The organism is Candidatus Eisenbacteria bacterium, assembly GCA_005893305.1.
Classification (GTDB): Bacteria; Eisenbacteria; RBG-16-71-46; order SZUA-252; family SZUA-252; genus WS-9.
In genome coordinates this window covers 50,214-62,988 of the sequence record VBOZ01000012.1, presented here as the reverse complement: position 1 = coordinate 62,988, position 12,775 = coordinate 50,214, and the positions used below count along the sequence as shown (strand labels likewise).

At 67.4% G+C, this 12,775-nt stretch carries 14 protein-coding genes and 1 pseudogene; 1 reads left to right on the top strand and 14 read right to left on the bottom strand.

Going from position 1 to position 12,775, the window contains the following annotated elements; all coding sequences use genetic code 11:
- Positions 1–204 precede the first annotated feature (204 nt).
- Positions 205–1,635, bottom strand: a complete 1,431-nt coding sequence (locus tag E6K79_04590) for a sigma-54-dependent Fis family transcriptional regulator (protein ID TMQ65611.1) — start codon at positions 1,633–1,635, stop codon at positions 205–207.
- A complete protein-coding gene (locus E6K79_04585) occupies positions 1,632–2,729 on the bottom strand; it encodes a PAS domain-containing protein (GenBank protein TMQ65610.1) in 1,098 nt (365 codons plus the stop codon). The genes E6K79_04590 and E6K79_04585 overlap by 4 nt, the downstream gene beginning before the upstream one ends.
- 203 nt (positions 2,730–2,932) lie before the next feature.
- On the opposite strand from E6K79_04585, the gene E6K79_04580 reads away from it, so the two are divergent.
- Positions 2,933–4,756 (top strand): hypothetical protein, encoded by a 1,824-nt coding sequence (locus tag E6K79_04580; GenBank protein ID TMQ65609.1) that lies wholly within the window; start codon positions 2,933–2,935, stop codon positions 4,754–4,756.
- A 133-nt stretch (positions 4,757–4,889) separates the two neighbouring features.
- On the opposite strand, the gene E6K79_04575 is transcribed toward E6K79_04580, so the two are convergent.
- From E6K79_04575 to E6K79_04520, 12 genes and pseudogenes are all read right to left on the bottom strand, one after another.
- A complete protein-coding gene (locus tag E6K79_04575) occupies positions 4,890–5,099 on the bottom strand; it encodes a twin-arginine translocase TatA/TatE family subunit (GenBank protein TMQ65608.1) in 210 nt (69 codons plus the stop codon).
- Between the two features lie 52 nt (positions 5,100–5,151).
- A complete protein-coding gene (locus tag E6K79_04570; protein TMQ65607.1) occupies positions 5,152–5,571 on the bottom strand; it encodes a LytR family transcriptional regulator in 420 nt (139 codons plus the stop codon).
- Positions 5,572–5,589: 18 nt separating this feature from the next.
- The gene (locus E6K79_04565; GenBank protein TMQ65606.1) at positions 5,590–6,111 is read right to left on the bottom strand and encodes an HIT domain-containing protein; all 522 of its coding nucleotides are present in this window, start codon (positions 6,109–6,111) and stop codon (positions 5,590–5,592) included.
- 1 nt (position 6,112) lies between these two features.
- Positions 6,113–6,871 carry a UDP-N-acetylglucosamine pyrophosphorylase gene (locus tag E6K79_04560; GenBank protein TMQ65605.1) on the bottom strand — a complete coding sequence of 253 codons (759 nt, stop codon included), beginning with the start codon at positions 6,869–6,871 and terminating at the stop codon, positions 6,113–6,115.
- Positions 6,872–6,900: 29 nt separating this feature from the next.
- The gene (locus tag E6K79_04555; protein ID TMQ65604.1) at positions 6,901–7,764 is read right to left on the bottom strand and encodes a pantoate--beta-alanine ligase; all 864 of its coding nucleotides are present in this window, start codon (positions 7,762–7,764) and stop codon (positions 6,901–6,903) included.
- Positions 7,752–8,561 carry a 3-methyl-2-oxobutanoate hydroxymethyltransferase gene (panB, locus tag E6K79_04550; GenBank protein ID TMQ65649.1) on the bottom strand — a complete coding sequence of 270 codons (810 nt, stop codon included), beginning with the start codon at positions 8,559–8,561 and terminating at the stop codon, positions 7,752–7,754. Before panB ends, E6K79_04555 begins: the two co-directional genes overlap by 13 nt.
- Before the next feature lie 20 nt (positions 8,562–8,581).
- A pseudogene (locus tag E6K79_04545) lies at positions 8,582–8,677 on the bottom strand (dynamin).
- Positions 8,678–8,689: 12 nt separating this feature from the next.
- The gene (locus E6K79_04540; protein TMQ65603.1) at positions 8,690–9,349 is read right to left on the bottom strand and encodes a deoxynucleoside kinase; all 660 of its coding nucleotides are present in this window, start codon (positions 9,347–9,349) and stop codon (positions 8,690–8,692) included.
- Between the two features lie 10 nt (positions 9,350–9,359).
- Positions 9,360–9,857 (bottom strand): 2-amino-4-hydroxy-6-hydroxymethyldihydropteridine diphosphokinase, encoded by a 498-nt coding sequence (gene folK, locus E6K79_04535; protein ID TMQ65602.1) that lies wholly within the window; start codon positions 9,855–9,857, stop codon positions 9,360–9,362.
- A complete protein-coding gene (gene folB, locus E6K79_04530) occupies positions 9,854–10,324 on the bottom strand; it encodes a dihydroneopterin aldolase (GenBank protein TMQ65601.1) in 471 nt (156 codons plus the stop codon). The genes folK and folB overlap by 4 nt, the downstream gene beginning before the upstream one ends.
- A complete protein-coding gene (locus E6K79_04525; GenBank protein TMQ65600.1) occupies positions 10,296–11,501 on the bottom strand; it encodes an aminotransferase class I/II-fold pyridoxal phosphate-dependent enzyme in 1,206 nt (401 codons plus the stop codon). The genes folB and E6K79_04525 overlap by 29 nt, the downstream gene beginning before the upstream one ends.
- Positions 11,502–11,658: 157 nt before the next feature.
- Positions 11,659–12,474, bottom strand: coding sequence for a methyltransferase domain-containing protein (locus E6K79_04520; protein TMQ65599.1), 816 nt, complete (start codon positions 12,472–12,474; stop codon positions 11,659–11,661).
- Positions 12,475–12,775: the final 301 nt, after the last annotated feature.

Below are 12,775 nucleotides of genomic sequence, written 5' to 3'. Positions count from 1 at the left end.
TGTAACGGGAATGGACAGCGAATCTTCGCGCGCGCGCGATTCACGAGGCGCAGCGTGTGAATGTCATCGACTGTCGAGAAACGCGACATCCCAAGAAAGACGACAGGCGATTGGTGGGTTCGCGCGCGGAAGATTCGCGCGGAAGTTCGGCGCGCGATCAGCGCGGACGTTGATCCGTGATCGGCGCGGAAGTTTATTCCGCGATCAGCGCGGGAGGCGGGGACGCGCGGATTCTTCGCTCGCGAGCGATCCGCGCGCGGCTGCGATTCGCTTCAATCGCTCGATCAGGCTTTGGCGGGAGATGCCGAGCACGCGCGCGGCGCGCGACCGATTCCCTTCGGAGTGCTCGAGCACGCGGAGGATGTGCTCCTGCTCCACCTCGGCGAGGGTCGGCATCCCTTCCTCGCCCTCGCCCCGGGCCGCGAGCGCGTCGCGGAGCACGCGCGGCACCGATTCGAACTGCGCGACCATCTCGCCGGGGAGATGATCCTCGCGCAGCACCTCGTCGTCCTCGAGCAGCACGATCCGCTCGAGGAGGTTCCTGAGCTCGCGAACGTTCCCCGGCCAGCCGTAGGAGCGGAAGATCGACTCCACTTCCGCATCGAGCGAGAGGAACCGCTTTCGGAATTTGTCGTTGTAGAGAGCCAGGAAGTGGCGCGCGAGGAGGATCACGTCCTCGCCCCGCTCTCGAAGCGGCGGCAGGTCGACCGAGACGACCTTGAGGCGGTAGAAGAGATCCTGGCGGAATGCGCCGTCCCGGACCGCGGGGTCGAGCTCCCGGTTTGTCGCGGCAACGATCCGAAGGTCCACCGTGATGTCGGCCGCGCCGCCGACCCTACGGAACGTCCGGTCCTCGATGAAACGGAGGAGCTTCGCCTGGGTCGCGGCGGGCAGGTCGCCGACCTCGTCCAGGAAGAGCGTTCCCTGGTCGGCCAGCTCGACCAGCCCGCGCTTCGGCTCCCGCGCGTCGGTGAAGGCGCCGCGCTCGTGGCCGAAAAGCTCGTTCTCCAAAAGCTGCTCCTGGAACGAGGAGCAGTTCAGAGCCAGGAAGGGGGCGTCCTTCCGGCTGCTCTGGAAGTGGACGGCGCGGGCGACCAGCTCCTTCCCGGTGCCGCTCTCCCCTTCGATGAGGACGGTCGTCGCCTCGCTGAGCGAGACCTTCCCCACCACGTCCCAGATCCGGCGCATGGCCGGCGACTCGCCGATGATCCGGGTCTTGAGAAACGACTCGAGCTCGCCGCGGCGGAAGGCGTCGAGCTGGGTCTCGCGGACGATGCCCGACTTCAGCCGCTCCACGGCCAGCAGCATCTCGTGCATCTCGTACGGCTTCTTGAGGAAGTCGGTGGCCCCCTGCCGCATCGCCTCGACCGCGGTCGGGAGGTCCCCGAACGCCGTGATGACGATGACCTTCATCTCCGGGGCCAGCGTCTTCAAGCGCGGGAGGAGATCGAGGCCGCTCCCGTCGGGGAGGCGCAGATCCAGGACGAGGAGGTGGGGAGGGTCGCGCCGGACGGATTCCAATACCTCGGCCGCGGTGCCGACCGCGTCGACGTCGTATTCCTCGTCCCGGAGGAGCTTCACGAGGGACTTCCGGATCAGCTCCTCGTCGTCGGCGATCCGGATGCGGAGCTTCATTTCTCCTCCCGCCCTTCCTCGATCTCGGGCGTCAGGAGCGCCGGCAGGCTGAACCGGAACGCGGCCCCGCCCTGGGCGAGGTTTCGCGCGGTCAGGTTCCCGCCGTGCTCGCGCGCGATCTGGAGTGAGATCGATAGCCCGAGCCCGGTGCCCATGGAACGCGTCGTGAAGAAGGGATCGAAGATCTTCTCCTTCACCTCATCCGGGATCCCCGAGCCGCTGTCCACGACGACAACGTCGACGTATGCCTTCTTGTACCGGGTACGCCTGAGCCCGGCCCCGACCTTCAAGGTCCCGCCTTCGGGCATCGCCTGGATCGCGTTGATCAGGAGGTTCAGCACGACCTGCTGCGCCATGTCGGGATCGACGGTCACCTCTGGGAGATCCTCGTCCAGGTCCCGCTCGACCTCGATCGAGGCGTCTTCGAGCCGGCGCGCGAGGTTGTCGAGAACCTTTTCGGCGATCTCCCGGAGGTCGGTCGGAACGGGACGCCCGGCCTGCGGCCGCGCGAAGAGGAGGAGGTCGGTGATGATCTGCTCGATCCGATCGAGCTCCTTGAGGACATCCTGGAGGTCGTCGCGGCGGGAGTCGCCGGCGCGGAGCTTCGACGCCACGAACTGAACGGTCGTCCGGACGCCGGTGAGCGGGTTCCGGATCTCGTGCGCGACCCGCGCCGAGAGCTCGCCCAGGGAGATCAGGCGCTCGGTGTTCCGGAACACCTCTTCTTCCGAGTCCGCGTCGACGAGGTCCTCGATCCGGATCAGGACCGCGCCGCTTTCCCCGAGGCCGCTCGAGCTGTAGCGCATCAGGACTTCACGCTCGGCCACGGTGCCGCGCACCTCGCGGGTCGCGCGGCCCTGCTCGCCGCGGGTACCGCGCTCGGGCAAGTACCACCGTTCCGCTTCCGAGTCGAAGACCTCGCCGATCGGGCGGCCCATCACGTCCTCGCGATCGACGCCCCAGCCGCGGGCGAGCGTATCGTTGATCGCGGCGACATGACGGTCCTGATCGAGCACGAGGAGCCCCGTATCGAGCGCGTCGAGGACGTGCTCGAAGAGCTCCCGTTCCGCTTCCGGGGCTTCAGCGCGCGGCATTGCGAGATCTCCGCTCGGGGTGGCGCATCATGAATCATGACGTTGCCTCGCGACCGCTGGCACGTCAATGGAAAACGCGTGCCGATGGCCGACTTGCGCGGTCGTTTCGCGACTGTTAGCCTTATTGGGATCGTTCCGCGATTCCCGCGGCACCCCGGGCGGCGTCTCCGTCCCACTCAACTTCAAATCGAGGTATCGCCGATATGATGCAGTCGCTGCGCGAGAACATGAAGCTCATCATCTGGATTACGGCCATCGTCTTCCTGGTCGGATTCGGGATCTTGGAATTGGGCGGGGTGGTCGGCCAGTCGAATTCGCAGGGGCAGGGACCCAAGGGGGTCATCGCCACGATCAACGGGGACCCGGTCCGCTACCAGGATTTCAACCAGCTCTACACGCAGATGGTCCAGCAGCTCACGGCGCAGCGGGCGATGCAGGAGGGCGAGGACAGCTATGTGCGCGAGCAGGCGTGGCAGCAGATCGTGCGCGCCAAGCTCATGGAGCAGGAGGCTCGCCGCCGCCACATCCAGGTCACGCCCGAGGAGATCAAGGCAGCGATCCGGTTGACCCCTCCCGACTTCCTCATGAAGGCCCCGGTCTTTCAGACCAACGGCCAGTTCGACTACCGGAAGTACCTGAGCGAGGTCGACAATCCCAACTCCCAGCTCCCCTGGTCGCAGGTGGAGGCATACGTCGCGGCGAACCTGCCCGCCCAGAAGCTCCAGGACGAGATCGTCGCCAGCGCCAAGGTTTCCGAGGGGGACGTTCGGGACCGGTTCCTTCTCCAGAACGACAAGCTCGATCTGCACTTCGTCGGCTTCTCGCCCGACTCGTTCCCGGTGGACACGACCCGGATCGGCGGGGCGGACGTCGAGACCTACTACAAGGCTCACCCCGAGCTGTTCGTCGGACCGGCCGAGGCGAAGGTTCAGGTGATGCTCATCCCGCGGGCCCCGAACGAGTCGGACTTCGCCGCTTCGAAGGAGCGGCTCCAGGGGGTCCTCGACCAGATCCGGGCCGAGCCGGACTCCTTCGAGGCGTTTGCCCGGACCTATTCCGAGATCGGAAGCGCCGCCGCGGGAGGCAATGTCCCGGGGGAGCCGTACTCCGATGAAATGCGCCCTTCCTTCGTCAAGGGCCTGAGAGACGTGAAGGCGGGGCAGATCTCCGACATCCTGCGCGAAGAGAAATCCCTCCACATCTTCCGCGTCGACAACCGCCACCCCGACAAGGCCACGGGGCGCGAGCGGATCAAGTACCACGAGATCGCGGTGCGGGTGATGCCGGGCGCGGAGGCGATCCGCGTGGCCCGCGAGACGGTTGCCGCGTACACCAAGGAAGCGAAGCGCTCGGGCATCGCGGCGACCGCGACGGCGCACGGCCTCCGAACGTTCCAGTCCGACTTCTTCTCCGAGGGGCAGAGCCACAACGCGCTCTTCGAGAAGTTCCCGGACGTCGAGCTCTGGTGCTTCAAGGGCAAGGTCGGTGACGTCTCCCGCGCCCTCCCGTCGGAGGTCGGATGGTACCTCTATCAGATCCTGGATCAGCGGAAGGCCGGGCTGCGGCCGCTGGAATCGGTGGAGCGTGACGCCAAGGTCGCCCTGATCCGATCGCTCATGACCGCGAAGGCGACCGAGGCGGCGAGGCAGGCGCGAGCGGCCATCCTGGCGGGGATGAAGGTCGAGGATGCGGCCAAGCGATACCGGGCTTCCCGCAGCGGGGAGGCGAAGGACGTCACGCGGAACGGATACATCTCGAACTTCGGACGCGAGCCCAAATTGGTGGGCACGCTCTTCGCTCTGCCGGCGAAGGCATGGAGCCCCGTCCTGACGAGCGAGAGCAGCGTTCTCTTCGCCTTTATCGATGCTCACGCGACCCCGCCGGAAGAGGAGTTTCAGAAACAGGCGGGGACGATCCGCCAGAGCATCCTGAACGAGCGCCGGCAGGTGGCCTTCACCGAGTGGATGCAGGAGGTGCGGCGGCGGGCGAAGATCGTCGACTACCGCGAGAACTTCTTCGAAGTCTAGACGCTGGCGGGCGGCGGCTTCGGCCGCCGTCCAAGAACGCAAAAGATAGAGCGGCGGGTCCTGGGTACACCTGGTCCCGCCGCTTCTCTTTGGAGTTCCGTTTTGAGCTCCGTCTCGGCTCCAGCGTGCTTCCTCAGCTCTTCCGGTGCTCCTCCGCCGTGCCATCACCCACCGACTTCTTCTCGGTGGTCGTGAGCTCGGTTTCGACTTCCTTCATGCCCCGCTTGAACTCCTGAATCCCTTTCCCGATCGAACGTCCGATCTCCGGGATGCGCTTCGCTCCGAAGATGAACAGCACGATGAGAAAGAGCCAGAAGAGCTCCTGTGGACCCAGATTGAACATTTGCTGAAACCCCGCCTCTCTGAGCCTTCCTTTGGGGAGGCTCCGTGGTGGTCTAACGCGGCTGCGTCCAGCGCCGCGCGTCGCGGCCCACGATCACCGTGACTTCGATCATCTCCTGGGTCCCGATCTGCTGGATCACGTGCCGCGTGCCCAGGTACTCGGCCACGATCTTGCCCGGCTCCGGCGCCTCGGTCCGGCACACCACGAGGGTGTTCCGGTAATCGGCCCGATCCGCGTTGCTCACCTCGATCACGTCGAATCCGCCGTCGCGGAGGTACGACGCCAGATCCCCCGCGAGGCCGGGCCGGCCGCTCCCGTTCAGGAGCTCAATCCGGATCGGATGCTTTGGCTTCCCCATCGGCTGCGGACCGACGCGGAGCGCCACCGACACCGCGAACCCCGCAATCAGGACGAAGAGTGTCGCGATCGCGATGTCGAGCGTCTTCGATTCGCGGCTTTCCTTCTTGGCCACCGTCCGGGCGTCCGGCCGTCAGCGTCGCCGCCGCCCGGCGGCCGCGCGGCCACCGAGCGCGGCCTGAAGCCGCCGGTACGTTCGGTTCAGCGATTCGGGGAGCACCTTCGTCCCCGCGATCACCGGCATGAAATTGGTGTCGCCGTTCCAGCGCGGCACGACGTGCCAGTGAAGGTGCCCCAGCACCCCCGCCCCCGCCGTGCGCCCCAGGTTCATCCCCAGATTGAACCCGTGCGGCCGGTACTCACGCTTCAGCGCCTGCTCGATCTTGCCGAGCCACTCGGTCAGCTCCAGCGACTCTTCCGGCGCGAGCTTGGCGAGCGACCCTCGATGCCGAATCGGGGCCACCATCACGTGCCCCACATTATAAGGGTAGAGGTTCAGCATCACGAGGACCTGCGGCGTGCGGGCCAGCACGAGATTCCCGGGTCCCGGCTTCGCCCGGCCGAGCGAACAGAAGAGGCACTTCGCCTTTTTCGCGCGCTTGCCCGAAGCCTCCGCGATGTACTCCATGCGCCACGGCGCCCAGAGCCGCTCCATCTCAGCTCTCCCCCCAGGCGCGCAGGGTCTCGTCGACCAAGGAGAGCTGCTCGGGCGTGTTCACGCCAAACAGCTCGCGGGGGTCCGAGGCCTGGACGATCCCGACCCGCATCCCCCGTCCCTTCAAGATCGCGAGCGTATCGGTCAGATAATACTCCTTCTGGGTATTGTCGGCGCGGAGCAAGCCGAGGGCCTCGCCGAGGGCCTTTCGCTGGAACGCGTAGACCCCGGAGTTCACCTCCGCGATCTTCCGCTCCGCCGCCGTCGCGTCCTTCTCCTCGACGATCTTCACGAAGTCGCCCCGGCGGTCCCGGACGACGCGCCCGTAGCCGGAGGGGGCGTCGAGCTCCCCCGAGAGGAACGTGGCGCCGCTCATGTCCGCGACGTGCCGCTCGAGCAGGCGGCGGAGGGTCATGGTCCGGACCAGGGGCATGTCGCCGGCGAGAACCAGCACGGTCTCGCCTCCCTTCTCGGCTCCCCGCTCCACCTCTTCCCACGCCATCTGGACCGCGTGCCCGGTGCCGAGCTGCGGCGACTGCGTGACGAAGTGGAGATCGCGGTCGTTCAACGCCGACCGCACCAGCTCCTCCCGGTGCCCCACAACCACGATCAGCCGCACCGGGTGGAGCGGCGCGAGCTGGTCGAGAACGTGGGAGACCAGGGGTCGTCCCAGGGCCGGATGGAGCACCTTGGGAAGATCCGAGTTCATACGCTTCCCGAGCCCCGCGGCCAGGATCACTCCGGTGAACGGCGCGACCATCTCAGCGGTCTCCCCGCGGCGCGGCCATCTCAGCGGCCCCCGCCGGGCGCCACGATCGGCATGTTGTCGATCAACCTCGTCTTGCCGATCCGGACCGCGGCGATCAGGAGCCCGCGACGGGTGAGGCGCGGGAGCGGCTCGAAGCTCTTGGGATCGACGACCCCGACGTAATCGATCCGGTCGGGCGCCGCTTCGCGCACCAGCGCACGGCGCGTCTCCGCCACGATCGCGGCCGCGTCACGGCGCCCCGCCCGCGCGACCTGCTTTCCCGCGCGGAGCGCGACGACGATGCCGCGGGCCCGCTCCCGCTCCGAGGCGGTCAGGAATACGTTTCGAGAGGAGAGCGCCAGCCCATCCCGCTCCCGCACCGTGGGACAGACCACGACGCGCACCGGGAGATCGAGGTCGCGCACCATCTGCGTCACGAGGGCCGCCTGCTGGGCGTCCTTCTGACCCAGGTAGATCGTGTCCGGCTCGACCATCTCGAGCAGCTTGAGCACGACGGTGAGCACGCCGCCGAAATGCCCCGGCCGTGCAGCCCCCTCCCACTGGTCCCCGATCGGCCCGGGCACGACGCGCGTCGCGAACCCGGGAGGATAGATGCCCCGCGGGGACGGCATGAAGAGCCAATCGCACCCTTCCTCGCGGGAGAGGCGCAAGTCTTGTAATTCGTTCCGCGGGTAGCGGGCGAAGTCCTCGTGGGGGCCGAATTGAAGCGGGTTCACGAAGACGCTCACGGCGAGCCTGCGGTTCTCGCGGCGGGCGCGGCGCATCAGCGAGAGGTGTCCCGCGTGGAGCGCGCCCATCGTGGGGACGAAGCCGATCGACTCGCCGCTCCTGCGCGCGCGGCGGGAAAGCTCGCGCATCGCCGCGGGGCGGCTCACGAGGCGCAAGGATCTTTCTCGGGAGAGGCTGCTTCCGGGGCGGCGGCGTAGCTCTCCGCGGCCGCCGGGTAGCGTCCGGCCCGCACGTCCTCTCGAAACGTCGTGAGCGCGCCGCGAATCGTCCCCGCCACGTCGGCGTAGCGGCGGACGAATTTGGCGGGCTTTGAGAAGGAGAGCCCGATCAGGTCGTGGAGGACCAGCACCTGGCCGTCGCAGTCGGCGCCGGCGCCGATCCCGATGGTCGGGATCTGGAGCGCGCGGGTCACCTCGGCGCCCAGCTCGAGCGGGATTCCCTCGAGCACGATCGCGAAGCAGCCGGCGCGCTCGAGCGCGAGCGCGTCCTCGAGGAGCGCCGCGCCCGCTTCGCGGCCGCGCGCCTGGACCCGATACCCGCCGAAGCGATGGACCGACTGAGGCGTGAGGCCGAGATGCCCGAGGACGGGGATGTCGGCCGCGAGGATCGCCTCGACCTGGGGCAGCACGCGCTTCCCGCCCTCCAGCTTCACCGCCTCGGACCCGCGCTTGATGAAGCGAGCGCTGTTCCGGACGGCGTCCTCTGGACCCGCCTGGAAGGAAGCGAACGGAAGATCGGCCACGACGAGGGCGCGAGGCTGGGCGCGGACCACGGCGCGGAGGTGGTGCATCATCTCGGCCATGGTGACCGGGATCGTGGTGTCGTATCCGAGGACCACCATCCCGAGCGAGTCGCCGACGAGGATGAGGTCGATCGACGCTTCGTCGGCGAGCCGCGCCGTCGGGTAGTCGTACGCCGTGACCGAGGTGATCTTCTCCCCCCGCTGCTTCATCTCGCGGAAGGTACGCACGGTCACCTTGGGGCGGGCGTCGCGGGCGCCTGCGTCCCGGGCTCCGGCGGGGCGGGCGCCTGCGTCGCGGGCGCCGGCGGGGCCCTGGCTGGAATCGGGCGTCCGAGGCGTCAACGCCCCTCCCCCGCCCGCGCGCCTGGATTCACGTAGGCGACCCCCTCGCGATGCTGCTCGACCCGGTGGATGAGATCCTCGAGGTCCGAGCGGCGGTCGACGAAGTTCATCTCGTCGGTGCTGACCACCAGAAGCGGTGCCTCGCGATAGTGGAAGAAGAAGTAATTGTACGCTTCCGTGAGCGTCGCCGTGTACTTCGGATCCATCAGCCGCTCGTACTGGCGCCCCCGTTGTTGCACCCGCTGAGCGATGACCTCGGGGCTCGCCTGGAGATAGACGACCAGGTCGGGCGTCGGGACCTCGGCCTCGAGCTGCGGCGCGATCGCGTTATAGAGCGTCAGCTCCCGATCGTTCAGGTTCAGGTTCGCGAAAATGCGATCCTTCTGGAAGAGATAGTCCGCCACGATTCCTTCGTGAAAGAGATCGGGGTGAACTCGCTCGCGCAGATCCTTGTAGCGGCTGACGAGGAAGAACATCTGCGTCTGGAACGCGTAGCGCCGGGGATCCTTGTAGAAATCCGGAAGGAACGGATTCGCCTCTGGCTCTTCCAGAACGAGCCGCGCGTGGAAGCGCTCGGCCAGGAGCTTGGCGAGCGAGGTCTTCCCCACCCCGATCACCCCTTCGATCGCGATGTAGCGGCCGAGCGCCGAGGTCACGCGTTCCGCCTCAGTACCAGAAACGGCCGCCCTTGCGGACGGAGGGAGTGGGGTCGAGCCGGCGTATCAGTTTGCGGATGTGCTCGCGCGTCAGGGGGTGCAGGAAATCGGGATCCAGCTCCTGGAGCGGATACAGCACGAACGCACGGCGGTGCGCCTCGGGGTGCGGAAGCTTGAGGTCGGGCTCGTCGAGCGACGTGTCTCCAAAGAAGAGAAGGTCGAGGTCGATCGACCGTGGGCCCCAGCGCTGCGCGCGGACGCGCCCCATCCGCTGCTCGATCAGGAGGAGCTGCCAGAGGAGGGCCCGCGCTTCGAGCTCGGTCTCGAGCCAGGCGACCGCGTTCAGGAAGGGCGGCTGCTCGATCTCGCCGACCGGGTCGGTGTCGTATAGCGACGAGACCCGGACAAGCGCGGTCACGGGCAGCGCGCGAAGCTCCCCGACGGCCTTCCGGATGAGGTACTCCCGGTCGCCCAGGTTCGATCCGATGCCGACGAACACCCGCGTCACGCCCGTGCCCTCTCGATCTCCACTTCGGGAATGCCGCTGAATCCGGCCACCGGAATATGAAGTTTCCGGAGGCGGACCCGGACGCGCGGCGTCTGGAACTCTTTGAGTAGCGCGAGCGCGACCTCCTCGGCCAACGTCTCGATGAGCTTGCAACGCGACATCTCGATCCGGGCCCGCACGAGCTTTCCCAGGTCCTCGTAGTCCACGAACGATTCGAGCGAATCGGGGCGGCGACGCGCGGACGCCTCGTAGGCGATCTCGATGTCGACCTCGACCCGCTGGCCCAGATCGCGCTCCTTGGACGTCACTCCAAGGTGGCCGTATGCCTGCACTCCCATCAGCCGGAGCCAGTCGTATGCAGCTCGCCCCGCGACGCGAGCGGCGCGAACGGCGCGCGCGGTGCGGGCGGTGGGGGCGGCGCGGACCACGCGGCCCGCCTTAGCGCGCGGCCGGCGACGCGGAGGCATGGGGCGCCTTCCAGGGCTGGAGCGCCTCGAGCTTCGCGAGGGCCCGCTCGAAGCTCTCGACCGGGCAGGTGAGCGCGATCCGGAAATAACCTTCGCCCGCGCTCCCGAAGCCGATGCCAGGCGTCAAGAGCACGCCGGTCTGCTCGAAGACCCGGGACGCGAAGTCCATCGACGACTCGCCGGCGGGAACGCGCCCCCAGAGGTAGAACGCGCCGCCCGGCGTGCGTATTTGGCAACCCATCCGGCGGAGCGCCTGAAGCGCGAGATCGCGCCGCTCCTTGTAGACCGCGCGGAGCGCGGGACCATGGGTTGGGAGCGCCGAGAGCCCCCACGAGGCAGCGAGCTGGATCGCCTGCGGCGCGCCCGAGTCGACGTTCGCCTTGAGGCGGACCAACGCCTCGACGAGCGGGGCCGCGCCCACGACGAAGCCGATGCGCCATCCGGTCATGTTGAAGGTCTTGGAGAAGGAGTGAAACTCGATCGAATGCGGGCGCGCGGCCGCGATCTCGAAGATGGAATGCGGCGCGTCGTCGTAATAGAGATCGGAGTACGCCGCGTCGCTGACGATCAGGAGCCCACGCCGCACCGCCCAATCCGTGAGAAGACTGTAGAACTCGAGCGGGGCGGTCGCGCCGGTGGGATTGTTCGGATAGTTCACGAACACGAGGCGGGTCTTGTCGGTCACGAGCCGGTCCAGGTCCGAGATCTTGGGCACGAATCCCTGCTCCTCCTGGAGCGGGAAGCGCACCGGGGTCGCTCCCGCGAACACGGTCCCCGCCGTGTAGACCGGATAGCCCGGATCGGGCACCAAGGCCTCATCGCCGGGATTCAAGATCGCGAGCGGAAAATGTCCGATCCCCTCCTTCGACCCGATCAGGATCGCGACCTCCCGTGCCGGGTCGACCGATACGCCGTAGCGCTTCTGAAACCACTGCGCGATGCGCGACCGCACCTCGAGGAGTCCCGCGCTGGTCGGATACCGGTGATTCTGGGGCGCGACGGCCGCCACCGCGAGCTGATCGAGGATCGGCTGGGGCGTAGGAAGGTCGGGGTCCCCGATCGACAGATCGAAGACCTCGCGTCCCGCGGACTCCGCGTCTCGGCGCTTTCGCTCCAGCTCCGCAAAGAGGTATCGCGGCAGGACCTGAAGCCGCTTGCTGGGTTCTATCTCCGCCATAGCCCCCGACGTTAACGGGGCGGACGAACGGGCGTCAAGGGGCGGGGTGGGCGGGGGCGCTTTCAAGGGGCGAGGCGGGTGGGCGCTTTCAAGGGGCGGGTGGCTAGGCTTATGAGGCGCCCCTCAGCGCCTGATGGCGCGCTGCGATTCGCCTGCCTCAGCGCCGAACGGCGATGATCTCGAGGACGGCTGGCGCGATCACGAGGGAGTTCGGGTCAGCGCTCCGCGCGGCGAATTCCTGCGCCATGGTCCGGGCGCGCTCCTTGGTTACTGCGCCCAGGTCGATCAGCCGATCCAGCCCCACCTGCTCGAAGGCTTTCGGCCACTCCCACGCGTAGCTCTTCGGCGTGACCACGTCGATGATGGGACGGAGCTGCCTGAGCTCGAACCCCACCTCTTCGAGCCAACGGGGCAGATCGAGGCCGATGTCCGGCTCGCCTCCCGCGGCCCGCCAGCTCTCCATCACGGCGCGGACGAACTCGTCCATCACGGGAGAGCGGGGCGCGAATTGCCAGGTCGAATACTGGAAGTACTCGTAGAGCACCCAGGGGGCCCCGGGCTTCAGCCGCTTGGCGACGCGCTCCAGAAGCTCGCGCGGCCGTTTGACGAACGCGAAGACCCAGCGCGACCAGGCTCCGTCGGCTTGAATTTGAGGCAGCGGCGATTCGTCCAGGTCCAGCTCGTGCGGCTCGATCTGAGGAAGCGAGAGCCGCTCGCGGGACGACTCGAGGGCGTCCAGAAATCTCCGCGACCGGTCGATCGCGACGATCTTGCCCGAGCGGCCGACGATCTCCGCGAGATCGATCGACGCGTACCCCGGACCGCATCCGATGTCGATCAGTGTCTGCCCGACCGTGAACCCGGCACGACGCCAAGCGTCGAGGGTCCGCGGACGCCAGACGCGATTCTGGAGTGCGAGGCGCTCGATCTCTTCGTCATGGGTGCCGAGGACGTAGTCCCGCTCGCTCCTCATGGAGCCGGGATCCTACCCGAACGTCGTGGATTCGAGAAGAGGACGAGGAATTTTCTAAATTCTTCAGCAGGACACGAAGAATTTTGTTGACGGGTTTTGGAGGTCACATCACCGAACTTCCGCGGCCCCAACCGGAGGCACCGGCACATCCCCGTGCGTGTCACAGCGAGAGCGATTCTGAACCCGGAATCGCAAAAGACTCCCTGCCCTCCCACGCGTGCGCTGCGAGCCTCTGCGGCCGACGAAATGTGTCGTGATATAAAACGAGCACCCCCATCAAAGCCTGGTTTGTGATCCAGGC

Excerpts from the sequence above, each read along its gene's own strand:
- panB (TMQ65649.1), bottom strand. The coding sequence starts at position 8,561 with ATGAAGCAGCGGGGGGAGAAGATCACCTCGGTCACGGCGTACGACTAC.
- E6K79_04560 (TMQ65605.1), bottom strand. The coding sequence starts at position 6,871 with ATGGTCGCGCCGTTCACCGGAGTGATCCTGGCCGCGGGGCTCGGGAAG.
- E6K79_04590 (TMQ65611.1), bottom strand. The coding sequence starts at position 1,635 with ATGAAGCTCCGCATCCGGATCGCCGACGACGAGGAGCTGATCCGGAAG.
- folB (TMQ65601.1), bottom strand. The coding sequence starts at position 10,324 with ATGCCTCCGCGTCGCCGGCCGCGCGCTAAGGCGGGCCGCGTGGTCCGC.
- E6K79_04520 (TMQ65599.1), bottom strand. The coding sequence starts at position 12,474 with ATGAGGAGCGAGCGGGACTACGTCCTCGGCACCCATGACGAAGAGATC.
- E6K79_04565 (TMQ65606.1), bottom strand. The coding sequence starts at position 6,111 with ATGGAGCGGCTCTGGGCGCCGTGGCGCATGGAGTACATCGCGGAGGCT.
- E6K79_04575 (TMQ65608.1), bottom strand. The coding sequence starts at position 5,099 with ATGTTCAATCTGGGTCCACAGGAGCTCTTCTGGCTCTTTCTCATCGTG.
- E6K79_04580 (TMQ65609.1), top strand. The coding sequence starts at position 2,933 with ATGATGCAGTCGCTGCGCGAGAACATGAAGCTCATCATCTGGATTACG.
- E6K79_04525 (TMQ65600.1), bottom strand. The coding sequence starts at position 11,501 with ATGGCGGAGATAGAACCCAGCAAGCGGCTTCAGGTCCTGCCGCGATAC.
- E6K79_04585 (TMQ65610.1), bottom strand. The coding sequence starts at position 2,729 with ATGCCGCGCGCTGAAGCCCCGGAAGCGGAACGGGAGCTCTTCGAGCAC.